The sequence below is a fragment of the Saccharothrix sp. CCNWYY140 genome (genome assembly GCF_037401995.1).
In the GTDB taxonomy this organism is placed as follows: domain Bacteria; phylum Actinomycetota; class Actinomycetes; order Mycobacteriales; family Pseudonocardiaceae; genus Actinosynnema.
Genome location: NZ_JBBEGC010000032.1, coordinates 34771 through 58807, shown reverse-complemented (window position 1 = coordinate 58807; position 24037 = coordinate 34771). Strand labels below are relative to the sequence as shown.

Here is a 24037-nt window from a genome sequence, read left to right as displayed (position 1 = left end):
CCGGACACCGACAAAAACGGGGCGGCGGGCGGGCAGGAGCGGCCCGACCACCGCCCGGCTCAGTCCTCCCAGCGGAACACGCGGGCCGCGATGAAGCCGACCACCAGGGTGAACCCGATCAGCACCGCCGACGGCACCAGCAGCGCCTCCACGCCCTTGCCCCGCACCAGCACGTCCAGCATGCCGTCGTTCATGTGCCGCAGCGGGAACACGTTCGACACCACCTGCAACCACCCCGGCGCCTTCTCCAGCGGGAAGAACGTGCCCGACAGGAACGCCATCGGCATGATGACGACGTTCGCCGCACCGCTCGCCGCCTCCTCGGTCTTGCAGAACGCCCCGACCAGCATCCCGACCGCGAAGAACGCCGTGGTTCCTAGCACGAGCAACGGCAGCGCCAGCCACCACGAACCGGTCAACTGCAACCCGAACGGCGGCGTCAGCGCGACCGCCACGAACACGACGCCCTGCGCGACGGCCGTCCCGATGCTCACCAGGATCCGCGACGACAGCACGGCGGTCGGACCGACCGGTGCCAAGCGGATGCGCCGCAGCACCTGCTTCTTGCGCCACGACACCAAGGTCAGCGCCGCCCCGAACACACCGGAGATCGACACGGCCCACGACAGGATCCCGGGCGTCAGGAACTGGATCGGCTTCAGCGACGCGTCCTCGACCGGCTTCGCCGCGAAGGTGAACGCCGGCGCAACGCCCGTGGCCGCGAGGTTCACCTTGTCCACCGTGCCCGACACGATGCCCAGCACGGTCTGCGCACGGGTCTGGTCGCTGGCCGCGAAGGTCAGTTCCACCGTGCCGCCGCGGGCGACGATCACAGCCGGCAGGTCGCCGTCGTCGACCTTCCGGCGGGCGGCGTCGAAGTCGTCGTACCGTTCGATCTCCAACGCGCCCGACTCGGACAGCGCGCTGACCACCGGGCCGTCGCCGACGACGGCGACCTTGGTCTTCTCCGCGCCGGAGTCCCGGAACAGCAGGCCGAACACGACCAGGAACATCAGGGGGAAGACGAAGACGAAGAACAGGGTCATCCGGTCGCGCAGGAAGCCCTTCACCATCGCCGTGGACAGGCTCTTGAACGCGCTCATGCCCGGTACTCCCGACCGGTCAGGTGGAGGAACACGTCCTCCAGGGTCGCCGTGCGGACCTGCAAGCCGTCGAGCGTGCCGCGCTCGGCCAGGGCGGACAGCACCGGTGCAGGGCGGCGGGTCGCGATGGTCAGCGACACCTCGTCCTCCTGCACCTGCTCGACGCCGGTGATGGCGCGGGCGTCGTCGGCGTTCAGCGTGCCGCGTTGGAGGACGACGTGCGTGGGCGCGTCGAGGCCGCGGACCAGGGTCGCCGGGGCGTCCATCGCGAGGATGCGCCCGCGGTCCATGATCGCCACCCGGTCGCAGAGGATCTCGGCCTCGTCCAGGTAGTGCGTGGTGTAGACGATGGTCTTGCCGCGCTGCTGGATCGCGCGCAGCACGTCCCACAGGTTGCGCCGTGCCTGCGGGTCCAGTGCGGCCGTGGGCTCGTCGAGGAACACGATGTCCGGGTCGTGCACGAGCGCGCACGCGATGGACAGCCGCTGCCGCTGACCGCCGGACAGCTTGTTCTCCTGGACGTTCGCCTTGTCGGTGAGGCCGACCAGCTCCAGCATCTCGGCCGCGCGCGAGGCGGGCACGCCGTAGAGCGAGCCGAACGTCTCCAACTGCTCCTTGGCGGTGAGCTTCTCGAAGAAGCTGGACGCCTGGAGCTGCACCCCGATCCGGGGAAGCAGGGCGGGGTTGCGCGGCCACGGGTCCTCGTCGAGCAGGCGCACGCGGCCGGAGTCGGCCTTGCGCAGCCCTTCGACGATCTCCAGCGTGGTCGTCTTGCCCGCCCCGTTCGGGCCGAGGATGCCGAAGAACTCGCCCTCGGCGACGGTGAACGACACCCCGTCCACCGCCTGGAGGTCGCCGTAGTTTTTGCGGATGTCGCTGACGACGACCGCCGCTCTCTCCCCAGTCATGCGGGGAACCGTAGAGCCGCCGAACGATTCCCACGACGGTTTCCGGTGCGGTCGCCACCAAAGTAGATCGGTCCGCAATGCTTTCGTATGACGGCCCTCGCGCTGCGCGGTCAGCCGCCCGCGCACGGTGACGGCGGCGGCGTTCCCCACGTGGCCTCGGCCGGGTCGTCGGTGAGCACGACGTCCAGCACCGCACCGCCGACCAACCGCTCGAAGTCCACCCACGCTTCGTCTTGTGGCGAGCCGTTCACCGCCATGCCCTTGACGTACTGGAGCTTGGCCAGGTCGACGCCCGGCGCGCTGATCGTGAGCACACCGCCATCACGCAGGTGGATGGTCGACTTCGGGAAGCGCGGGGCGTGCAGGAGGAACTGACCGGTGCCGGGCGTCGCCGGGTAGAGGCCGAGGGCGCTGAAGACGTACCACGCCGACATCGTGCCGAGGTCGTCGTTGCCGGTGACCCCGTTGGGCGCGTTGACGAACAGCGTCTGGGCGGCGCGGTTGACCGCCGAGGTCTTCCAGGGCTGGCCGATCAGCACGTACATCCAGGGCGCGTGCAGGTCGGGTTCGTTGTTCGGGTTGTAGCGGTACTGGTTGTAGTAGTTGTACGGGCCGACGACCCACTTCTCGCGGACCGTCCGCGCGGGATCGGCCACCAGGTCGTCGTAGGCGAAGAAGTCGTCCAGCCGGGCCGCCGCCTCCTCCCTGCCGCCCAACAACTCCACCAGCCCGGGGACGTCCTGCTGGACCAGCCACTGGTACTGCCACGCCGTGCCCTCGTGGAACCCGTCCTGCCCCTGCGGCGTGAACTCCGCCAGCCACCGGCCGTCGGCGGTCTTGGGCCGCGGGAACCCGGTGAAGCCGCGATCGGCGACCGTCCCGTCCCACAGCGTCCGGTAGTTCCGCCCGCGCCGGCGGAGGACCGCCGCGTCGTCCTCGTGCCCCAACGCCTCCGCCATGATCGACAGTGAGGCGTCGGCCAGCGCGTACTCGAACGTGGCGGACGCGCCGTGGTGCGGGTCCACGTCCTGGCCCTTCTTGCGGTAGCGGGGGTCGAACTGCACGAACCCGTTGGCCAGGTAGGACTCCACACCCGCACGGCCTTCGAACGGCGAGGAGGCGGGCGGCAACTGCGTGGCGTTTTGGAGCAACGCGCGGTAGGCCTGCTCCTCCAGCCCTTCCAGCGCGCCGAACCGCCACAGGTCCACCAGGAAGGGCGTGACCGGGTCGCCGGTCATCGTGTTCGTCTCCTGGTTCGCGTAGGCCCACCGGGGCAGCCAACCCCCTTGCTCGTGCACCGCGAGCAGTGACCGGGCGATGTCACGGGCACGCTCGGGACGCAGCAGGGCAAGGAGTTGGTTGTGGGCGCGATAGGTGTCCCACAGGGAGAAGTACTCGTAGTACGTCCAGCCGTCGGCGGTGTGGACCCGATCGTCGAACCCCCGGTACCGGCCGTCGATGTCGTTGCCCGTCAACGGTTGCAGCAACACGTGGTAGAGCGCCGTGTAGAAGACGGTCGCGTCGTCCGAAGACACGGTCTCGACCTCCACCGACGACAACTCGGCCCGCCACGCGTCCTGCGCGGCCCGCCGCAGCTCGTCGAACGACTTGCCCCGCGCCTCGACCAGGTTCCGGGCCGCGCCCTCCGCGTCGACGTGCGACAACGCGGTGGCAACGGTGACCGGCCCTTCCGCGAACGTCACCCACTGGCCCCGCAGCCCCGCGCCACCCGAGGCACCACCCCAGTTCCCGGTCTTGACGAACGGCCGGTCGAAGGTGGTCCTGAAGTACGTCGTGTAGGGCTTGCCGCCGCAGAACGCCTGGGACGTCACCGTTCCGGCCAGCGTCCGGTCGTCCACGACCTCGATGGAGCTGGCGAACACCGGTTCCTTGTCGTTGGCCTGCCCCACGTTGACCAACACGTGTGGCGTGACCCCGGCGGGGAAGGCGAACCGCTCGACCCCGGTCCGCAGGGTCGCGGTGCTCTCCACCGTGATCCCGCCGTCCAGCCGAACGCGGTAGTACCCGGCTTCGCCCACCTCGCCGTCGTGGCTGTACCGGGCCCCGTAACGACGGTGGTCGAACACCCGGGGCAACCCGGCGACCGGCAACACCGACACCAGCCCGCCCTGCTCCCAACACCCGGCCCCGGACAGGAAGAAGTGCCCGAACCCCCGGATGACGGCATCGTCGTACCGGTACCCGGCGTAGTGCGACCCGATGGGGCTCGACTGCGCCATGCCGAACGGCACAGCCGCCCCAGGAAAGGTGTTCCCGTCGTCCTTGGTCCCGATGAACGTGTTGACGGCCCGCACGACATCCCTGGTCACACTCCCACCCTAGGCCGACCTCGGCGCGAGTGCGCCTACCCTTGAGGTGGTGTCACCCGGATCGGATTTCCTCCTCCTCGACCCCGCCGACGCACCTCCGCGCGGCCTCGCGGACTGGTTGGCGGACCGGTTGCGGGTGGCGATCGCCGAGGGTCGGCTGCCGGTCGGTGGCACGCTGCCCGCGACCCGCACGTTGGCCACCGAACTCGGCGTCTCGCGCGGAGTGGTGACCGAGGCGTACCGGCGGCTCGCCGAAGAGGGCCACGTGACCGGCCGAGGACGGGTGGGGACGGTGGTCACCTCGGTGCCCGCCACCCCGACCACACGCACCGCTCACCAAACCACCGCACCGGTCTTCCCCACCACGCCCGGAGCCGACGTCTTCGACGTGGTGCGGGAAGCCCCCGCACGAATCGACCTCTCCCCCGGCGTGCCCGACCTCACCGCCTTCCCGCGCGCCGCCTGGCTCCGCGCCGAACGATCCGTGCTCTCCCACCTCTCCTCCGTCGAATTCGGCTACGGCGACCCCCACGGCACCCCCGCGCTCAGGGCAGCCGTCACCCGCTGGCTGGCCCGAACCCGCGGAATCGTCGCGGACCCCGACGAAGTGGTCGTCGTGACGGGAGTGGCGCAAGCGCTCGCCCTGCTCGCCGAAGCCCTGCTGGACGCCGGGATCGACCAACTGGCCGTCGAGGACCCTGGCTCCCTCGGCGTCCGCCAGCACCTCAACCACCACGGCCTGGCCACCCCGCCCGTGCCGGTCGACGACCAGGGCCTCGTCGTCGCCGATCTCCACACCCGAGCGGTCTTCGTGACCCCTGCCCACCAGTTCCCCACCGGCGTCGTGCTCTCCCCGGACCGCCGCCGAGAACTGGACAGGTGGGGTGGTCTGATCGTGGAGGACGACTACGACGCCGAACACCGCTACGACCGCTCACCGACCCCGGCCCTGAAAGCCGCGCTGCCCGACCGGGTCTGCTACGCGGGCAGCGTGTCCAAGCTGCTGGCACCGGCCCTGCGCACGGGCTGGCTGCTGGTGCCCGCCCGCCACCGGGACGCCATCGTGGCCGCCAAGCGGTTCGCCGACCTCGGCAGCACCGCCCTTCCCCAACTTGTGCTGGCCGAGCTGATGGACTCCGGCGAGCTGGAGAAGCACCTGCGCCTGTTGCGCCGCCGCCACGTCCGCCGCCGGGACGCGATGACCCGGGCCATCGCCGAGCACCTGCCCGGCGCGCGCGTGCACGGCGTGGCCGCCGGCCTCTACCTCACGATCACCCTCCCGGGCGACGTCTCGGACACCGACCTCGCCGCCGCCGCGCTGCACCTCGGCGTCAAGGCCCAACCCCTGTCCTGGCACGCCCAACGCCCCACCCGGCCCGGATTGGTCCTCGGCTACGCGGCCAACCCGGGCTCCGTCCTCACCGAGGGCATCGCGACGATCGCGGAAGCCCTACGCGAGCTCCGCTAGCCGCCGCAGCTCCTCGTGCGCCCCGAACGCCCCCGCCCGCGCGCGACCGGTCCGCAGGTCCACCAGGTGCCCCAACTCGGCCACGACCACGCTCAAGGGCGGCCCGCTGGCCGTGACGTCCTGGTCCTCCCCCGCCTGCGCCTCCAGGAACGGCTTCACCAAACGCCCGTGGTGCAGGGCATAGGCCGCGCCATGCGCTCGACACACCTCCAAGAACAACCCGGCGTGCCGGGGCTCCCGCAAGAACCGACCCATCAACGGCTCCGCGACCACCGCCCGCCGCAGCCGGACCTGGTGGTCCGGCGGCACGAAAGGCACCTTCTCCGCCACGACCCGCTGGTAGAACGGGTCGTCGGCCCGGCACAACCCCAGCAGCAGGTCGATCTCGTTCACCGCCGCGAAGTCCCCGGCGTTCACCCCCCGGTACACCTGCCCGCCCACCCGGTGCGGCCGGAAGTAGGGCCGTATCACCAGGTAGAACCGCCGCCGGTCGACGGTGTCGGCCAGGACCCGGTTGGCCGTCATCACGTCCTCCAGCGCCCGCCGGGCCTCCCGCAGCAACCCCTCCACCACGGGACCGTCGACGCCCATGTCCGCGACCAGCCGCAACGCGTGCGCCGCGCGTTCGTACCCGACCACCGCCACCCCGTTCTGCCGCACGAACACCTGCTCGTCCGGCAACGAGGTGAACGTCCGGAACCCGTGCAGGCTCTGGTGCGCGAACACGTACCGCGGCGCGACGCCGAGGGACGTGCCGAGCCGGGTCGCCAGCGCCCACGCCGGGGCCAGCACCTCCTCGTCCTCGACCTGGTGCCGCGCGCACGCCGCCAGGTACATCCCCACCGACCCCAGCAGCCGGTACGGGTCGCCGCCGATCCCGGGCAGCCGCTTGGCCCCCTCGTGCAGCACCTGCTCCTGCCCCAGGTCCGGCACGTGCTCCTGCCCGGCCGCGAAGTACGCCTCCTCGAACACCGTGTTGAGCCGCACGAACTCCTCGTCCAGCCACCGCTCGAACTCCGTCATGACCGCCATGCTGCGCGGCGGCCACGACGGGGTTCCAGGTCCATTCCCGGCGATCCGAACAGGTCCAAAAACCTGAACGGGTCCAAACCGTTCAGGCGAGCCCGATGGCGAACACGTGGAACGTGCCGCCGGTGACCGAGGCAGGCAGGGTCACCGACCGGATCGGCTTGTTCTCAACGGGGATCGGCGCGGTGGCGAACACGAACACCTTGAGCTGCTGCGCCTCGCCGCTGGTGTTGTTGCGGTACGGCGTGGTCACAACGATCCGGTTGTCGAACGACGGTGGCGTGGACGGGTTGCCACCTAACGCCCAGTCGGAGAACCCGACCTCGGCCGTCTGCGTGCTGCCGTCCGCGTAGGTGACGGTGAGCCGCCCCGACGACCGGCCGCCCGCGCCGCTGCCCAGCAGGCCCAGCTTGGTGCCGGTGCCGTTCACGGTCACGGTCTGGCCGGTGGCGTTGACGTTGTCCGGCTCCCCGACCGGCGAGGTCGGCCAGGTGTAGGTGATCCCATCGGATTGGAGGGCCGCTCCGGGCGTCACGCCCTGTTCCGCCAGCGCCTTGCGCGAGTAGCTCCACCCGCCGCCGTCGAAGTTGCCGATGGCCTGGTCGTCATCGGGTGAGGTGCCGACGTTGTTGAAGGCCGCCCGCAGGCTGCCCGGTTCGGCGACCAGCACCGAGATCGTGCTGCGCTGGCCGTTGCCGAACTGCACCGGCACGCGGTGGGTCTGCTCGGGGGCGTTCGCGGCCACCGCCACGGTCACGGCCTGCCCGGCCTTCTCCCCCGGCGGCACGGTCACCTCACCGCTCGACGGCGTGAGGGTGATCCCGGCCGGCGGCTGGGCGGTCCAGGTCACCTTGCCGCCACGGCCGGAGAAGTCCTGCGCGCCCACGGTCACCGTGCCGCTGCCGCCGGCGGGCAGCACCAGCCGACCGGGCTCGACGTAGGACTGCTGGGCGATCTCGCCGTCCCGGAACGACGGCGGCGCGTCCGAAGGCCCGGTACCCCACGACGTCGGGGTGGCGGACAGCCCGAACTCCAACGTGCCGCCGTTCGCCACGAACGACTCCGGCAGCCACGTCCGGGTCTGCGCACGCCCGTCGAGCGCCAAGCTCGACACGTACCTGCCCTCGCCGGAGGCCTTGATGACGATCGGCTTGCCACCCGGCCGGGTGATGGTGACCTGCGGGAACAGCGGGCTGTTGACAGCCAGTTCCGCGCGGCCCGGGATCACCGGGTACAGGCCCAGCGCCGCCCACACGTACCACGACGACATCTGGCCGAGGTCGTCGTTGCCCATCAACCCGTTCGGACCGGGACCGAACAGCTCGTCCACCGCCTTGCGCACCACCGCCTGCGTCTTGTCGGGCGCGCCGGCCCAGTTGTAGAGCCAGAGCGTGTGCATGATCGGTTCGTTGCCCAGGAACGCGTGCGGCTCGTGCGGGCCGGCGTTGAGCTTGGCGAAGAAGAAGTCCAGCCGCTCGCGGACCTTCGCGTCGCCGCCCATCGCAGTGAACAGACCGCGCGCGTTGTACGGGACCATCCACGTGTACTGGGCGGCGTTGCCCTCGACCCACGTGTCGGGGTTGCCCGGCGTGAACGGTTCGACGAACGAGCCGTCCCGGTTGCGCGCCTGGAGGTAGCCGGTGCCGGGGTTGTAGAGGTTCTGCCAGTACTGGGCGCGTTTCATGAACGTCTGCCAGGTCGCGCCGTCGCCGAGGCGGCGGGCCAGTTCGGCGATGGCGAAGTCGGCGGTCGTGTACTCCAGGGTCGTGGCGGGCGGACCCCAGACGTTGCGCGCGCCGATCGGGACGTAACCCAGGTCCATGTACTCGGTCAGGCCGGGGCGTTCCTCGTAGCCCTGGGTCGGTTGGGTGGCGCCGCGCAGCATCGAGAGGAGGGCTTTGGAGGCGTCGAAGTCCTTGGCGCCGAAGGCGTACGCGCTGGACACCATGACGTGGTACGGGTCGCCGACCATGACGCCGGTGTAGCCGTTGGCCACGGTCCAGCGGTCCCAACTGCCGCCCTGTTCGGCGAACAGCATCATGGACCGGACCATGTCCGAAGATTCTTTCGGTGCCAGCAAGGAGAGCAGTTGCATCTCCGAGCGGTAGACGTCCCAGCCGGAGAAGTTCGTGTAGACGGCATGGCCGCGTTCGGCGGTGTGGATGCGCCCGTCGAAGCCCGGGTAGCGGCCGTCCACGTCGGAGAACACGTTGGGCTGCAACAAGGAGTGGTAGAGCGCGGTGTAGAACGTGGTGCGCTGCGCGTCCGTGCCGCCGGTGACCTGGACCTGGCCGAGCCGCTCGTTCCAGGCCTTGCGGGCGGCGGAGTGGACCGCGTCGAAGGACTTGCCGACGTTCTCCGCACGCAGGTTCCGCTTGGCGCCGTCGATCGAGACGAACGACAGGCCGACGCGCATGGTCACGTCCGGGTCGTCGAAGGTGACGTACGCGCCGGAGCCGGGGCCGGACACCGTGGTGTCCTGGGCGGCGAGCGTGCGCTTCTGCTCGACGGTCTTCGGCGCGTCACCGGTGTCGCGGACGCCCGAGCCGCCGCGTTCGGCCGTCCGGCCGGGCGTCACCGCCCCGTTCTTCCACGTGCCGAGGGACCCGAATGGCTGGTCGAACTGGGCGTGGAAGTACACCCGGTAGCGGTGGTCCGCGCCGCAGAACCGGCCGCTGGTGGCCCAGCCGCTGATGGTGTTCGTGCCGATGGTGACCTCGGCGTCGTCGGTGCCCGAGATCGAGCCGGACGTGTTGACCAGCAACGTCGAGGTCGCCCCGCCGGGGTACGCCAGGCGGGCGACGCCGGTGCGCTGGGTGACGGTCAGCTCGACCTCCGCCCCGCTGTCGAGGGTCACGCCGTAGTAGCCCGGCGTGGCGGACTCGTTGGCGTGCGAGAACGTCGAGACGTACCGCGCGGGGTCGGTCGCCGGTGACGTGGTGACCTCGCCGACGAACGGCATGATCGGGATGTCCTGGTAGGTCGAGCAGCCCGCGCCGGACAGGTGCGTCAGGCTGAACCCCTTGATCCGGTTGTCCGGGTAGTGGTACCCGCCGTGCTGGCGGGTGACGGTGTCCGGGCTCCACTGCACCATCCCGAACGGCACGTCCGCGCCCGGGAAGTTGTTGCCCGCGCCGCCGCCGGTGCCGTGGTCGGGACCACCCGGCTGGGTGCCGACGAACGGGTTCACCCACCTCGCCGGGTCGTCCGACTGGGCTTGGGCGGCCACCGGATGGACCACCGCGAGTGCTACGGCCGCCACCGCGACCAGTGCCGTCTTCACGAGACCTCCTCGGTTGACAACGCTGTCCAGGGCATCCAGTAACCGGATCATCGCGGAGCGTGTCATAGGCGCGTCAAGGCTGCTCGCGGGTGTTGTCTCGTTCAAGACAGATTGGCTCATTGACATCAGCGGGGCGCGGGTGTGTGATTCGCGCACTATGACAACGTTGTCCGCAGCCACCGGCCGCAAGGTGCGCCGCGCCACGATGAACGACGTGGCGCGGCTGGCCGGCGTCAGCATCAAGACGGTCTCGCGCGTGGTGAACGACGAGGCCGGCGTGCACCCCACGACCGCGGAGCGGGTGCTCGCGGCGATCGACCAGCTGGGCTTCCGGCGCAACCTGAGCGCGCGCAACCTGCGTCGCGGCTCGTCGACCGGCACGGTCGGCCTGGTGCTGGAGGACGTGGGCAACCCGTTCTACTCGGGCGTGACGCGGGCGGTCGAGGAGGTCTCGCGGCTGCGCGGGCGGCAGGTCATCACCGGCTCGTCGGACGAGGACCCGGTGCGGGAGCGCGAGCTGGCGCTGGAGTTCTGCTCGCGCCGGGTGGACGGGCTGCTGATCGTGCCCGCCGGGTTGCAGCACGCGTACCTGGTCCCGGAGATGCACGCGGGGACGCCCGTGGTGTTCCTGGACCGACCGGCGGGCGACGTCGTGGCCGACACCGTGCTGGTGGACAACGTCGGCGGCACCACCGAGGCCGTGCGGCACCTGGCGTCCTTCGGGCACCGGCGGATCGCGTTCCTGGGTGACGCGCCGGACATCTTCACCGCCAACGAGCGCCTGCGCGGCTACCGCGAGGGGTGCCTCCAAGCGGGCATCGGGTTCCACGAGTCGCTGGTGGTGATGGGTCCGCACGACGAAGCGTCGGTGCGCAAGGCGTTGCACGGCTTGACTTCCAGCGCCGACCCGGCCACCGCCGTGGTCACCGGCAACAACCGGATCACCGTGCACGCGCTGCGGGCGCTCGCCGGGTCCGCGCACCGGCCCGCGCTGGTCGGCTTCGACGACTTCGAGCTCGCGGACCTGCTCTCCCCGCCCGTGAGCGTGATCGCGCACGACGCGAGCGCGCTGGGCAAGGCAGCGGCGGACCTGCTGTACGCGCGCCTGGACGGCGACGGGTCACCGCCCCGCCGCGTGGTGCTGCCGGTGCGGCTGGTGGCCCGAGGATCAGGGGAGGTGCGGGTGTGACACGACCTGTCGACCTGCCGGTCAACCAGCCCCGCCAGTTCTACCGGGGCGGTGCGGCGATCGCGGCGCTGCGCGGCGAGCCCGAGGCGGACTACGGCCCGGAGGACTGGGTGGCGTCCACGACCACCCTGTTCGGCCGCGACCCCGACGGCCTGACCCGGCTGCCCGACGGGCGGTGGCTGCGCGACGCCGTGCGCGCGGATCCCTTGTCGTGGCTGGGTCCCGTGCACGTGGCGGAGTTCGGCGCGGACACCGCGCTGCTGGTCAAGCTGCTCGACGCGGGGCAGCGGCTGCCGGTGCACTGCCACCCGTCCAACGCTTTCGCCGCGCGGCATCTGGACTGCCGGCACGGCAAGACCGAGGCGTGGATCGTGGTCGGCACGTCCAGTCCCGATCCCTTGGTGTACATCGGTTTCCGCGAGGACGTTCCCGCGGCTGTTGTGGACGGATGGGTGTCCACTCAGGACTCCTCTGCGATGCTCGATGCGCTGAACCCCGTCTCGGTGCAGCCCGGTGACACGGTGTTCGTGCCCGCCGGTGTGCCGCACGCGATTGGCGAAGGTGTGTTCATCGTCGAACTCCAGCAGCCGACGGACTTCTCGGTGACCTTGGAGTGGCGCGGTTTCCTGGACAACCCCGAGGCCTGGCACCTGGGGCTCGGGCAGGACACCGCGCTGGAGTGCGTGGAGCGGTCGGCGCAGCGCGTGGAGGACCTCGTGCTGCGGACGGGGACGTCTTCGTCGGCGAACCTGCTGGGCGCGCAGGCGGACCCGTTCTTCCGGGCCGACCGGCTGCACGTGTCCGGTCGGGCGGTGCTGGAGGAGTCGTTCGCCGTGCTCGTGGTGCTGGAGGGCGAGGGAGCGCTGGACGCCCTGCCACTGCGGCGCGGGAGCACGGTCGTCGTGCCGCACGCCGCCGGCGCGTGCGAGCTGTCCGGCGACCTGGTCGTCGTGCGGTGCCGGCCACCCCTGCTGTCGTGACCACCCTTCGGGAGGCGACATGGCCCAACCCCTGCTGGACGCCCGTGACCTGGTGAAGCACTACGGCAGCGTGGAGGCGCTGCGCGGTGCGTCGTTCACCGCGGACGCGGGCGAGGTCGTGGCCCTGATCGGGGACAACGGCGCCGGCAAGTCCACGCTGGTCAAGTGCCTGTCCGGGGTCGAGCAGCCGGACACGGGCACGATCACGTTCGACGGGCGGGCGATCGCGCTGCCCTCGCCGGTGGCCGCGCGGTCGCTGGGCATCGAGACGGTGTACCAGGACCTGGCCGTGGCCCCGGACCTCGACCCGGCCGCGAACCTGTACCTGGGTCGGGAACTGCTCAAACCCGGGCCGTTGGGGTGGTTCGGGGTGCTGGACAAGAAGGAGATGCGGCGGCGTGCCGGGGAGTCGTTCCGCGACCTGGGCGTGACGTTGCAGAGCGTGGACGTGCCGATCGGGGCGTTGTCCGGCGGGCAGCGGCAGAGCGTCGCCGTGGCGCGCAGCGTGGTGTGGGCGAGCCGGTTGGTGTTCATGGACGAGCCCACCGCCGCTTTGGGCGTCGTGCAGCGGGAACGCGTGCTGGACGTGGTGAAGCGGGTCCGGGACCAGGGCATGGCGGTCGTGCTGATCAGCCACAACATGCCCGAGGTGCTGGCCGTGGCCGACCGGGTCGAGGTGCTGCGCCTGGGCAGGCGGGTGGCCCGGTTCCGGGCGGCGGACACCACCGTGGAGGAGTTGGTCGGCGCGATGACCGGCGCCCTGTCACAGGAGGACGCATGACCGACCGCACCCTGAAGCAACGCTTGTTCGGCGCGAACACCCTGTGGATCGGGCTGGTGCTGCTGGGCCTGATCGCCGTCTTCGGCGCGCTGCGCCCCGACGCGGTCCTGACGACGTTCACGTTGCAGACCACCCTGGTGGAGACGTCCGTCCTCCTGGTTCTCAGCGTCGGCATGACCTACGTGATCATCACTGCGGGCATCGACCTGTCGGTCGGGTCGGTTCTGGTGTTCTCCGGGGTCACGTCCGCCATGACCATGAACGCCCTCAACGACGGCAACGCCACCAACGCCGGCTGGGGCACTGTCCTCATCGGACTCGTGGTGGCCCTGGTCTCCGGCGCGGCTTGGGGGTTGCTCAACGGCGTCCTGATCGCCAGGACCGGGATTCCCCCGCTGATCGTCACGCTGGGTTCGTTCGGCGCGGCCCTGGGGGCGGGGCAGTTGATCTCCAACGGCTCCAACGTGTCGGGCGTGCCGAACGTGCTCAGCAACAGCCTCGGCACCGGCACGTGGTTCGGGGTTCCGAACCTGGTCCTGCTGGCGGCCGTCGTGACGGCGATCGGCGCGCTGGCCCTGGCCACCACGCGGTTCGGCCGCTACACCTACGCGATCGGCTCCAACGAGGAGGCGGCGCGAAGGGTCGGCATCGGCGTCACCGGCCACTTGATCAAGGTGTACCTGCTCGCGGGCACCCTGGCGGGTCTGGCGGGTTTCATGGCGCTCGCGTACTTCCGGGTCGCGTCCATCACCGGGCACGACACGGACAACCTCAACGCCATCGCGGGTGTCGTGCTCGGCGGCACCAGCCTGTTCGGTGGCACCGGTTCGGTCGTCGGCACGGTGCTGGGCGTGTTCATCCCGGCCGTGCTGCGCAAGGGTTTCGTGATCGTCGGCGTGAACGTGTACTGGCAGCCCATCGCCGTGGCCCTGGTGCTGGTGGCAGCGGTGTGGTTCGACCAGTCACGACGAAGGGCGCGCAATCAACGCTAGGCGAAAGGTGCGGGAGAACATGTCAACGAGGACAGTTGCCCTGCTCGGGGCGGCCCTGCTGCTCACCGCGTGCGGCGGCGGTGGCCAGATCGGCGATACGGGGAACTCCGGGAACACCAAGAAGATGGTCCTGATCCCCGGCGTCGCCGCCGAACCCTTCTACATCTCGATGGAGTGCGGCTTCCGCGAGGCGGCCAAGGCCAAGGGCTACGAGGTCGACGTCCAGGCCCCGACCAAGTTCGACTCCACCCTGCAAACCCCGATCGTCACCGGCGTACTCGCGAACAAGCCGGGCGCGGTCCTCATCGCCCCCACGGACGACAAGGCGATGGCCGGCCCGATGAAGCAGCTGAAGGACGCCGGCATCAAGGTCGTCGAGGTGGACACCAAGCTGGAGGACACCTCCATCGCGGTCTCGACGGTGTCCTCGAACAACGAACAGGGCGGCCAACTGGCCGCACAGACCCTGGCCAAGCTGGTGGGTGGCAAGTCCGGCTCGGTGCTCGTCCTGAACACCAAGGCCGGCACGTCGACCACGGACGCACGGGCGAAGGGCTTCGAGGAAGAGATCAAGAAGTTCCCGAACCTGAAGTACGTGGGCCAGCAGTACACCGACAACGAACCCGACCAGGCCGCCTCAAAGGTAACCGCAACCCTTGCCGCCAACCCCGACCTGGTAGGCGTCTTCGCCACCAACCTGAACACCGGCGAGGGCGCGGCAACGGGGTTGCGCAACGCCGGCAAGACGGGCGCGGTGAACCTGGTGGGCTTCGACGCCAGCCCCAAGCAGGTGGAGGACTTGCGGGCGGGCGCGGTACAGGCGTTGATCGCTCAGGACCCGGCGACCATCGGGAAGACGGGTGTCGAGCAGGCGATCGCGGCCTTGGAGGGCGGAACCGTCAAGCGGGACATCGAGACCGACCTGGTCGCCCTGACCAAGGCCGACATGGACAGCAACCAGAAGTACTTCTACAAGCAAAAGTGCTGAACCCCGCGCTGTTTCCATCCTTGGCGGTCTGCCTGCCGGCGAGGCTCTTTTACGCTCTTCAAGATCTTTGAACGCGACGCTTCGCTCTCAAGCTGAACGCGCTTCGCGCTCTGAAGATGAAAAGAAGCGCTCGCCGCGCGGCAGGCCCCCGGGATGGGAAGGGCGTCGGTTTCTTTCCCCGTCCGGCCTGCCGGAGGCAACCACGCTTGGTCCGTTTGTGCAACCGGTAAAGCGTGGTTGCTCAAACGGACCAAGCGTGGTTGGGCTTCGCCCAGGCCGGACGGGGAAAGAAACCGAGGCCCTTCCCGTGGGCGCTAGCCGCTTCGGCTCGCGCCTTCGGCGCGGAGCATCCCGTGTTTGGGCGAGGAGGGCGCGGCCGGTTTTATAAGCGGTGCGGTCAGGCGTCGAGGTATTTGTTGGCCAGCTCGGAGTATTCCTTCTCCATGTCGTCGGCCAGGTAGGCCACGTACGACCAAGGCACGTCGTGCACGTGATCCCGCATGCCCAACAAGTGCTTCTTAGCCCGAGGCGCGTCGTCCGCCAACGCAAACGCCGCCGCGAACAAGTTGTGCGCCTGCAAAGACCGGGGATGGGCCTTGCCCGGCTTGGCCTCCCACTTGTCCGCCGCCTCGGCGATCTCGTCCCGCACCCGGCTGAAGTAGCGCATCTTCAGAGTCGCGATCTTGAAAGCGCTCCGCGCCTGCACCGCGTCCTCGAACTGCTCCAGGAAGATCTCGAAGTGTGCCAACGGCAGCATGGCGACGACCGGGTCGCCGGTCGGGGCCGCGTCGACGCTGCCCTGGGCGAAGGCCATCATCTCCTCCGCCGAGCCGCCCCACTTCGAGGCCAGGATCTGCAACCTCGTCCAGTGGGCGGGGTACAGGGACGGGCATCTGGCTGCGATCTCGCGCCACACCTCGTCCTTCTGGTCCCGGTCGACCTGCAAGCCCAGGCCCGCCGTTTGCAGTTGGGACCACGGCACGGCGTCGTGAGGCAGGAGCTTCGCCGCCTCGTGCAGGGGGCCCACAGCCTTGCGGAGGGTGCCGAAGAAGACCTTGAACCGGTCCTTTCCGACCGTGTCCGCCCGGCCTGAGCCGCGGATGGCCCAGGCCTCGCGGATGAACGCCGTGCCGGCCAGGAGCCACAGGTCCGGGTCCGTGTTCGACTTGGCCAGTTCCAGCAGCTCGTCCGCGTGGCCGATGGCGTGTTCGCCCAGTACCTCCGCGCGCAGTGCCCGGACCTCGGGCTCGTCGCGGCACTCGGCGAGGACGGTCGTGGCCGCCCTCAGGTGGCCCGCGTCCATCTCCTCGGCCGCGATGTCCAGGATCGCGTCGTCGTAGGTGTGGTCCCGCACCACCTCACGGGCCACCGCGGCGGGCCGCTTCCTCCGGAAAATCCCCACCCTGACGACCCTACTTTCCCTCGACGCCGACTGGCCTAAGTCTTTCGTAGACCCGAACGCGAGCCTTTCCGCCGTTGTTTCCCACCCCACCACACCGATGAGGTGGTTGGCACGAAACCCGGAGGGGGAACCATGCGAAGACTGGCAGTGACAGTGTCCGCCGTCCTGCTCGCGGCCGGCTCACCGGCTGTCGCGCAGGCGCAGGCGGACCCGTTGCGCGACCAGGCGATCACCTGGGGTGCGTGCACCGACCTGGACGTCCCGGTGCTGGAGTGCGCCACGTTCACCGCACCGCAGGACTGGCGGGCGCCCGGCAACGGCAAGACGATCACCATCGCGATCAGCCGGCTCAAGGCGCGCAGCGGCAACGCCAAGGGGAGCGTGCTGACCAACCCGGGTGGTCCGGGCGGGCCGGGGCGGACGTTGCCCGCGCTGTACCAGGACCGGGCGAAGCTCGTGCAGGACCTCGACGTGATCGGCATCGACCCGCGCGGCACCGGGGCCAGCACCAACGTCACCTGCGGCGGGTTCGACTTCCTGACGGTCACCGACCCCCGCGACCGCAGCCGCGCCAACGTCGAGCTGCTCTACGACGCCGCCGAGCTCCAGGCCACCGCGTGCCAGGCGAGGTCCGGCCAGTTCGGCACGCTGGTCAACACCGAGCAGACCGTCCGGGACCTGGACCTGCTGCGGCACCTGCTGGGCCGGGACAAGATCAGCTGGATCGGCTACTCCGGCGGCTCGTGGATGGGCGCGTACTACGCCACCTACTTCCCGAACCGGGTGGACAAGTTCGTGCTCGACTCGAACACCGAGTTCACCACCACGTTCCAGGACATCTTCGACGACTTCGCCCGCGGCTTCCAGCGCCGGTTCGAGGTCGACTTCCTGCCGTGGGTGGCCAAGTACGACAGCCTCTACCACCTGGGCACCACCCCCGACGCCGTCCGCGCCGCCTACGAGAAGACCCGGGCGCGACTGGCCGCCAACCCGATCCCGCTGCCCGACGGGCGGATGTTGGACGGGGTGCTGCTGGACCTGGTCCTGGTTCAGGCCCAGTACAGCAAGTGGGCGTTCCCGGACGCGGCGTCACTGCTGTCGCAGCTCGACCAGCAGACGCTGGCGGCGCTCGACGTCCGCTACCCGGACGCGGCCAACGCCACCCTGTACGCCATCACCTGCAACGACACCCGGTTCCGCGGCGGCCGTGAGTACCTGGACCGCGAGGCGCGGGAGCTGGGCGCGAAGTACCCGCTGGTCGGCTACTACCAGCTCCTGGCCCCCTGCGCCTTCTGGAACCGCCCGCCGCTCCAGCTCAAGACCCCGACCGGCAAGGGCGTGCCGCCGATCCTGATGGTCCAGTCGGTCCGCGACCCGGCCACACCACTGGAAGGCGCCCAACGAGCCCACGACCGCTTCGTCGGCTCCCGCATGATCACCGTGACCGACGAGGGCGACCACGGCATCTACGGCTTCGGCAACGCCTGCGTGAACGACCTGGTGGAGTCCTTCATCGTGGACGGCAAGGTCCCGCCGCGTGACGTCTCGTGCCCCGGCATGCCACTACCGGACCCGACGGCCACTCTTGCGACCCAGCCGTCCTTGACCCACGGCTGGCTGTAGCCGGTGGAGGGGTCGGGGGCCGGTGCCTCCGACCCCTCGCCCTAGTACCCCTGCGCCCCCGACTGGCGGCGCTTCGCCGCGTACACCCCCGCCTCGGTGCGCCGGTCGAACCCCAGTTTGTGCAGCAGCGACGAGACGTAGTTCTTGACCGTCTTCTCCGCCAGGTACAGCCGCTGCGCGATCTGCCGGTTGGTCAGGCCCTCGGCGATCAGGTCCAGGATGCGCCGCTCCTGCGGGCTCAGGGACGCGTACCGCGGGTCCTCCACCGGACCGCCGCGCAGCCGCTGCAACACGGTCGCGGTCACCCCCGAGTGCAGCAGCGACCCGCCTGCCGCGAGCGTCCGGATGGCCGACACCAGGTCGTTGCCGGACACCTGTTTGAGCATGTACCCCGCCGCACCCGCCATGATCGCCCCGAACAGGGCCTCGTCGTCGGAGTACGACGTCAGCATCAGGCACGCCGGCGGCGGCTGGACGGTCGACCGGATCTCCCGGCATACCGTCACCCCGTCGCCGTCGGGCAGCCGGACGTCGATGACGGCCACGTCGGGCCGGTGTTCGACGGCCGCCGCGATGGCCGCCGCCGCGCTCTCCGCCTCGCCGACGACCTCGATGTCGGACTCGACGTCCAGCAGTTGGTGCAGGCCGCGCCGGACGATCTCGTGGTCGTCCACGAGCAGGACCGAGATGGACATGGATCCCTCCCTACCCTGTTTCCAACGGCACCGACCACGTCACCGTTACGCCCTTTCCCACTTCCGACTGAACCTGGCACGCCCCGCCCCACCGCGCAGCGCGCGCCGCCATGTTCACCAGGCCGCCGGTGTGCCGGGCGCGGCCGTCGGGCAGGCCGTCGCCGTCGTCGCGCACGACCAGCACCAACTCGGTGCCGCCGCGGTCCAGGGTGACCTCCACGTCCACCTTGCCGGCCGACGCGTGGCGGGCCGCGTTGGCCAGGGCCTCGCGCAGGGTCGCCAGCAGGTCGGGTCGGACGTGGTCGGGCACGAGCGAGTCGACCGGGCCGTCGGTGGACAGCGTGGGTTCGAAGCCGAGCAGGCGGGTGGAGTCCTGCACCACGCGCATGAGCTGCATCCGCAGGCTGGCCTGGCCCGCGGGCGGCTCCTGGAGCGAGAAGATGGTCCGCCGGATCTCGCGGATGGTCTGGTCGACCTCGGTGACGAACTCCGACAGCCGCTGCGCCACCAGGGGCTGCTCGACCAGCCCGTTGAGGCCCTGCAACCCCAGGCCCAGGCCGAACAGCCGCTGCACGACCAGGTCGTGCAGGTCGCGGGCGATGCGGTCGCGGTCCTCCAGCACCGCCAGCCGCCGTCCCGCGCCGGTGGCCCGGGTGAACTCCAGGATCAGCGCCGCCTGCCGCGCGAACGACTCGACCAGGGCCACGTCGGAGGCGTCGAACGCCCGGTGGTCGCGGGCGCGGGCCACCATGAGCACGCCCAGCACGCGCGCGCCGGCGGCCAGCGGCACGACCACCACCGGGCCGATGCGGTCGAAGTGGCCGGGCAGGCCGTCGAGGACCTTGGTCTTGCCGGTGGCGTAGACCTCGCGGCTCGCGCTGCCCTCGCGGGAGACGGTGAAGCCGCGCAGCTCGCCGTCCATGACCCGCACGGCCAGCTCGCCGTGGGCGTCGGGCAGGGCCAGCGCCGCGACCACCGCGTCGGCGGCCAGCCGGGCGCGCACCGCGACCAGGCGCAGCGCGTCGCGGTCCGGGGTGCCGGTGAGCAGGGCGTTGGTCACCTCGTTGGACGCGCGCAGCCACACCTCGCGCTGCTTGGACTGCTCGAACAGGCGCGCGTTCTCGATGGTGATGCCGGCCGCCGCCGCGATGGCCTCCACGACCTCGTGGTCGGCGCGGGTGAAGTCCGCGCCGCCGACCTTGTCGGTGAGGTAGAGGTTGCCGAACACCTCGCCGCGCACGTGCACGGGCACGCCCAGGAACCGCGCCGAGGCGGGGTCGAACGCGGTGCCGTCGAAGTCGGCGTGGTGCGGCTCGTCGCCGTGGATGAACTCCAGCAGTTGCCGGTTGGGCCCGACGACGGCGAGCGCGCCGTAGCGGGCGTCGACCAGGCTGCACGAGGACTCGACGACCCGGCGCAGGACGTCGGGCAGCGACAGGTCGCTGGCCAGCGACACGACGGCGTCCAGGAGCCGGTGCATGCGCTCCTGGGAGACGATCACCTCGGCGGTCCGGTCGGTCAGCTGGCGCAGCAGGCCGTCCAGGCGCGCGGCGTTCGCGTCCGGGGATGAAGGCAAGGTGGACCCGCCCCTCAAGCAGGGAGGACTCCGAGGTTAGCCCTTCCGGTCAGGGGATGCGACGGCCCGACACGACCTCCAGCCGGACGGCCAGGTAGTGGTCCTGCCGGCCGTACCCGCGGGAGGCCAGGGGCAGCTGCCGGACCCGGGTCAGCCACGGTTCGTCGAGGACCTCGGTGAGGTGGCCGACCGCCATCACGGTCCAGCCCTTGGACAGGTCGGGCTCCACGTCGTCGATCTCGAAGGCCACGATGGTGTCGCGGGCCGCCAGGGTCGCGCTGCCCTCGGGCACGCGCAGCACGACCGACTCGCCGTCCAGCACGTAGACCACCGGGTGGACGACCGGCAGGGCCCGGTCGGTGTAGACCAGCCGCCCGATCGACGCGGTGCTCAACAAGCGCAGGCATTCCTCGCGGGGGAGCACCTGGAGCCCAGCGGAGTCGTACATCGCACCTCTTCATCCCCCGGTTGCCGCCACTAAATCGTTCTGCTCCGTGATCGTCGTTGCCTAGAGTCGGAAGTCCCGGCTTCGACTCCACACCCGGATGGGGGATTTCGCATGCGCTCGATCGACGTCTCCGCGCTGCTCCGCCGCATCGGCGCCCAGGCCGAGCCGCCGAGCCCAGCCGCGCTGACGCACCTGCACCAGGCGTTCGTGGAGCGGGTGCCCTACGAAGCGGTGGAGATCCAACTCGGCCGGGTGACATCGCTGGACCCCGCGGAGTCGCTGGAGCGCGTCCTGGCCGGCCGGGGCGGGTACTGCTTCCAGCTCAACGGCGTGTTCGGCGCGGCCCTGGAGGCCCTCGGGTACCGCGTGACCAGGCACCGGGCCGGCGTGCAGATGCGGCCGACCGATCAACCGGTGATCAACCGCAACCACGTGGGCCTGTTCGTGCACGACCTGGACGGCGGCCCGTGGCTGGTCGACGTGGGCCTGGGCGACGGCCTGCACGCACCCCTGCCGCTGCGCACCGGCTCCTACGGGCAGGGTCCGTTCACGATCGGGCTGCGGCCCTCCGAGCTGGCCCCGGGCGGCTGGCGGCTGGACCACGACCCGCGCGGCAGCCTGCACGGCGTGGACTTCGACCCGGAGCCGGTCGAGCTGGACTCGTTCACCGACCGGCACCTGCACCTGTCCACGTCGCCGGAGTCGGGTTTCGTGCGGACGTTCTGCGCGCAGCGCACCGACGGCTCGGGGTGGGACTCGATGCGGGCGCTGACCCTGTCCCGGGTCGAGGAGACGACGAAGAAGACCGTGCTGGAGACGCCCCGGGACTGGTTCGGGGCGCTGGCGGACGTGTTCGGGCTGGTGTTCACCGACGAGGAGCGGGACGTGCTGTGGCGCAAGGCGCTGGCCCAGCACGAGGAGCACCTCAGCTCAACCCGACCGTGAACCCCTGGTCCTGGGCTCTCCGGTAGGGCCGGCGCGCGACCGGAGTCACCCACCCACCCCCTCGACCAGCCGGTCGGCGGCGGCGTAGGGGTCCAGCTCACCCGCCACGACCCGTTTGGCCAAGGTGGTCAGGGCGCTGCCGCCGTGCAGGTCGCCGATCCGGGAGCGCAGGCGTTCCAGGGCGATGGCCTCGATCTCGCCGGCCGCGCGTTGCGCACGCCGTCGTTCCAGCTCGCCCTTCTCGTGCAGCCAGGCGCGGTGGGCGTCGATGGCGTCCACGACGTCCTGCACGCCCTCGCCGCGCGCGGCCACGGTCTTCACCACGGGTGGCCGCCACAGGGCCTCGGTGCGCTCGCGGCGGCCCAGGGAGATCATGTGCTTGAGGTCGCGGGCGGTCTGGTCGGCGCCGTCCCGGTCGGCCTTGTTCACCACGAACACGTCGGCGATCTCCAGGATGCCCGCCTTCGCGGCCTGGATGCCGTCGCCCATGCCGGGCGCGAGGAGCACCACCGTGGTGTCGGCCAGCGACACCACCTCGACCTCGGACTGGCCGACGCCGACGGTCTCGACGAGCACGACGTCGCAGCCGGCGGCGTCCAGGACGCGCAACGCCTGCGGGGTCGCCCAGGAGAGGCCGCCGAGGTGGCCGCGCGTGGCCATCGAGCGGATGAAGACACCCGGATCGGTGGCGTGTTCACCCATCCGAACCCGGTCGCCGAGGAGAGCGCCACCGGAGAACGGGGACGACGGGTCCACCGCCAGCACCCCGACCCGCTTGCCGCGCTCGCGGTAGGCCTTCACCAGCGCGGACGTGGAGGTCGACTTGCCCACGCCCGGCGCGCCGGTCAGGCCGATGACCTGGGCGTTCCCGGTGAACGGGGACAGCGCGGCGGCGACCTCGCGCAACTGCGGGCTGGCGTCCTCGACCAGCGAGATCAGCCTGGCGACCGCGCGCGGTTGGCCCTCACGCGCGCGGTCGACCAGCTCTGCCACGTCGACGGTGCGGGTCACACCCCTAGACCTTAGGCACGCGCACGATCAGGGCGTCACCCTGACCGCCGCCGCCGCACAGGGCCGCCGCGCCCACGCCGCCGCCGCGACGCTTGAGCTCCAGCGCGAGGTGCAGCGCGATCCGGGCGCCCGACATGCCGATCGGGTGGCCCAGCGCGATGGCGCCGCCGTTGACGTTGACCTTGTCCTCGGAGATCCCGAGCTGCCGGGTGGAGACGACGCCGACCGCGGCGAACGCCTCGTTGATCTCGACCAAGTCCAGGTCGGCCGGGTCGATGCCCTCCTTGGCGCACGCGGCCTTGATGGCGTTCGCGGGCTGCTCGTGCAGGCTCGCGTCGGGGCCCGCGACGACGCCGTGCGCGCCGATCTCGGCCAGCCAGGTCAGGCCCAGCTCCTCGGCCTTGGCCTTGCTCATCACGACCACGGCCGCCGCGCCGTCGGAGATCTGCGACGCCGAGCCCGCGGTGATGGTGCCGTCGGAGGCGAACGCCGGGCGCAGCTTGGCCAGGGTGTCCACGGTGGTGTCGCCGCGCACGCCCTCGTCGGTGCTGAACAGGACCGGGTCGCCCTTGCGCTGCGGGATCGCGACCGGGGCGATCTCCTCGGCGAACACGCCGTTCTCGGCGGCCTTGGCGGCCAGCTGGTGGGAGCGCGCGGAGAAGGCGTCCTGCTCCTCGCGGGTCAGGCCGTAGCGGGAGTTGTACTTCTCGGTCGAGGCGCCCATCGCGACCTGGTCGAACGCGCAGAACAGGCCGTCGTAGGCCATGTGGTCCTGCATGGTCACGTCGCCGTACTTGAAGCCGCCGCGGGACTTGGGCAGCAGGTGCGGGGCCTGGGTCATGGACTCCTGGCCGCCCGCCACCACGATGTCGAACTCGCCGGCGCGGATGAGCTGGTCGGCCAGGGCGATGGCGTCGATGCCGGACAGGCACACCTTGTTGATGGTGAGCGCGGGCACCGACATGGGGATGCCGGCGTGGACCGCGGCCTGGCGCGCGGGGATCTGGCCGGCGCCCGCGGTGAGGACCTGGCCCATGATCACGTACTGGACCTGCTCGGGCGCGACGCCGGCCCGCTCCAGCGCCGCCTTGATCGCGACGCCGCCGAGCTGGGCGCCGGAGAAGTCCTTCAACGATCCGAGCAGTCGCCCCATCGGGGTACGGGCCCCGGCGACGATGACGGAACCGGACACATCGGCCTCCACGAGCATGTGTAAGCGGTTGTTAACTCGCAACGATACCCAGGGTTACCCGAGGGTAAGTCTGTGAGACGAGGCACAACTCCCG

General features: G+C 70.7%; 19 protein-coding genes. 8 read left to right on the top strand and 11 right to left on the bottom strand.

Annotation, left to right across the window (positions count from 1 at the left end; all coding sequences use genetic code 11):
- Positions 1-59: 59 nt before the first annotated feature.
- The 3 genes from WBN91_RS17105 to WBN91_RS17095 form a co-directional block, all read right to left on the bottom strand.
- Positions 60-1103 (bottom strand): ABC transporter permease, encoded by a 1044-nt coding sequence (locus WBN91_RS17105; protein ID WP_337725449.1) that lies wholly within the window; start codon positions 1101-1103, stop codon positions 60-62.
- Positions 1100-2011 carry an ABC transporter ATP-binding protein gene (locus WBN91_RS17100; RefSeq protein WP_337725450.1) on the bottom strand — a complete coding sequence of 304 codons (912 nt, stop codon included), beginning with the start codon at positions 2009-2011 and terminating at the stop codon, positions 1100-1102. The genes WBN91_RS17105 and WBN91_RS17100 overlap by 4 nt, the downstream gene beginning before the upstream one ends.
- 110 nt (positions 2012-2121) lie before the next feature.
- Complete coding sequence (locus WBN91_RS17095; RefSeq protein WP_337725451.1) at positions 2122-4341, bottom strand: GH92 family glycosyl hydrolase; 2220 nt, start codon at positions 4339-4341, stop codon at positions 2122-2124.
- Between the two features lie 46 nt (positions 4342-4387).
- On the opposite strand from WBN91_RS17095, the gene pdxR reads away from it, so the two are divergent.
- Positions 4388-5809, top strand: coding sequence for a MocR-like pyridoxine biosynthesis transcription factor PdxR (pdxR, locus tag WBN91_RS17090; RefSeq protein WP_337725452.1), 1422 nt, complete (start codon positions 4388-4390; stop codon positions 5807-5809).
- Here the strand turns inward: pdxR and WBN91_RS17085 are convergent.
- Complete coding sequence (locus WBN91_RS17085; protein WP_337725453.1) at positions 5792-6832, bottom strand: monodechloroaminopyrrolnitrin synthase PrnB family protein; 1041 nt, start codon at positions 6830-6832, stop codon at positions 5792-5794. The two genes, pdxR and WBN91_RS17085, sit on opposite strands and share 18 nt — an antisense overlap.
- A gap of 91 nt (positions 6833-6923) precedes the next feature.
- Complete coding sequence (locus WBN91_RS17080) at positions 6924-10121, bottom strand: GH92 family glycosyl hydrolase (RefSeq protein ID WP_337725454.1); 3198 nt, start codon at positions 10119-10121, stop codon at positions 6924-6926.
- A gap of 205 nt (positions 10122-10326) precedes the next feature.
- On the opposite strand from WBN91_RS17080, the gene WBN91_RS17075 reads away from it, so the two are divergent.
- Genes WBN91_RS17075 through WBN91_RS17055 form a run of 5 tightly spaced genes read left to right on the top strand, consistent with a single transcriptional unit; the run spans position 10327 to position 15051 of the window.
- Positions 10327-11310, top strand: coding sequence for a LacI family DNA-binding transcriptional regulator (locus WBN91_RS17075; protein ID WP_337725505.1), 984 nt, complete (start codon positions 10327-10329; stop codon positions 11308-11310).
- Positions 11307-12290, top strand: a complete 984-nt coding sequence (locus WBN91_RS17070) for a class I mannose-6-phosphate isomerase (protein ID WP_337725455.1) — start codon at positions 11307-11309, stop codon at positions 12288-12290. Before WBN91_RS17075 ends, WBN91_RS17070 begins: the two co-directional genes overlap by 4 nt.
- Positions 12291-12309: 19 nt before the next feature.
- Positions 12310-13071, top strand: coding sequence for an ATP-binding cassette domain-containing protein (locus WBN91_RS17065; protein WP_337725456.1), 762 nt, complete (start codon positions 12310-12312; stop codon positions 13069-13071).
- Positions 13068-14063, top strand: coding sequence for an ABC transporter permease (locus WBN91_RS17060; RefSeq protein WP_337725457.1), 996 nt, complete (start codon positions 13068-13070; stop codon positions 14061-14063). Before WBN91_RS17065 ends, WBN91_RS17060 begins: the two co-directional genes overlap by 4 nt.
- A 19-nt stretch (positions 14064-14082) precedes the next feature.
- On the top strand, positions 14083-15051 hold the full coding sequence (locus WBN91_RS17055) for an ABC transporter substrate-binding protein (RefSeq protein WP_337725458.1): 969 nt from the start codon (positions 14083-14085) through the stop codon (positions 15049-15051).
- A gap of 397 nt (positions 15052-15448) precedes the next feature.
- On the opposite strand, the gene WBN91_RS17050 is transcribed toward WBN91_RS17055, so the two are convergent.
- Positions 15449-16453 (bottom strand): hypothetical protein, encoded by a 1005-nt coding sequence (locus tag WBN91_RS17050; RefSeq protein ID WP_337725459.1) that lies wholly within the window; start codon positions 16451-16453, stop codon positions 15449-15451.
- Between the two features lie 132 nt (positions 16454-16585).
- Between WBN91_RS17050 and WBN91_RS17045 the strand changes: the two genes are divergently transcribed.
- Positions 16586-18076: an alpha/beta hydrolase gene (locus WBN91_RS17045; protein WP_337725460.1), complete on the top strand. Its 1491-nt coding sequence runs from the start codon at positions 16586-16588 to the stop codon at positions 18074-18076.
- A gap of 41 nt (positions 18077-18117) precedes the next feature.
- Here the strand turns inward: WBN91_RS17045 and WBN91_RS17040 are convergent, their stop codons facing one another.
- Genes WBN91_RS17040 through WBN91_RS17030 form a run of 3 tightly spaced genes read right to left on the bottom strand, consistent with a single transcriptional unit; the run spans position 18118 to position 20795 of the window.
- Positions 18118-18771, bottom strand: coding sequence for a response regulator transcription factor (locus WBN91_RS17040; RefSeq protein WP_337725461.1), 654 nt, complete (start codon positions 18769-18771; stop codon positions 18118-18120).
- Positions 18772-18781: 10 nt separating this feature from the next.
- Positions 18782-20347, bottom strand: coding sequence for a sensor histidine kinase (locus WBN91_RS17035; RefSeq protein WP_337725462.1), 1566 nt, complete (start codon positions 20345-20347; stop codon positions 18782-18784).
- Positions 20348-20396: 49 nt separating this feature from the next.
- Entirely contained in the window at positions 20397-20795 is a 399-nt protein-coding gene (locus tag WBN91_RS17030; RefSeq protein WP_337725463.1) for a pyridoxamine 5'-phosphate oxidase family protein, read from the bottom strand.
- Between the two features lie 111 nt (positions 20796-20906).
- Between WBN91_RS17030 and WBN91_RS17025 the strand changes: the two genes are divergently transcribed.
- Positions 20907-21740 carry an arylamine N-acetyltransferase family protein gene (locus WBN91_RS17025; protein WP_337725464.1) on the top strand — a complete coding sequence of 278 codons (834 nt, stop codon included), beginning with the start codon at positions 20907-20909 and terminating at the stop codon, positions 21738-21740.
- A gap of 45 nt (positions 21741-21785) precedes the next feature.
- On the opposite strand, the gene meaB is transcribed toward WBN91_RS17025, so the two are convergent.
- Complete coding sequence (gene meaB / locus WBN91_RS17020; RefSeq protein ID WP_337725465.1) at positions 21786-22751, bottom strand: methylmalonyl Co-A mutase-associated GTPase MeaB; 966 nt, start codon at positions 22749-22751, stop codon at positions 21786-21788.
- A 4-nt stretch (positions 22752-22755) separates the two neighbouring features.
- Positions 22756-23943, bottom strand: a complete 1188-nt coding sequence (locus tag WBN91_RS17015; RefSeq protein ID WP_337725466.1) for an acetyl-CoA C-acetyltransferase — start codon at positions 23941-23943, stop codon at positions 22756-22758.
- Between the last annotated feature and the right edge of the window lie 94 nt (positions 23944-24037).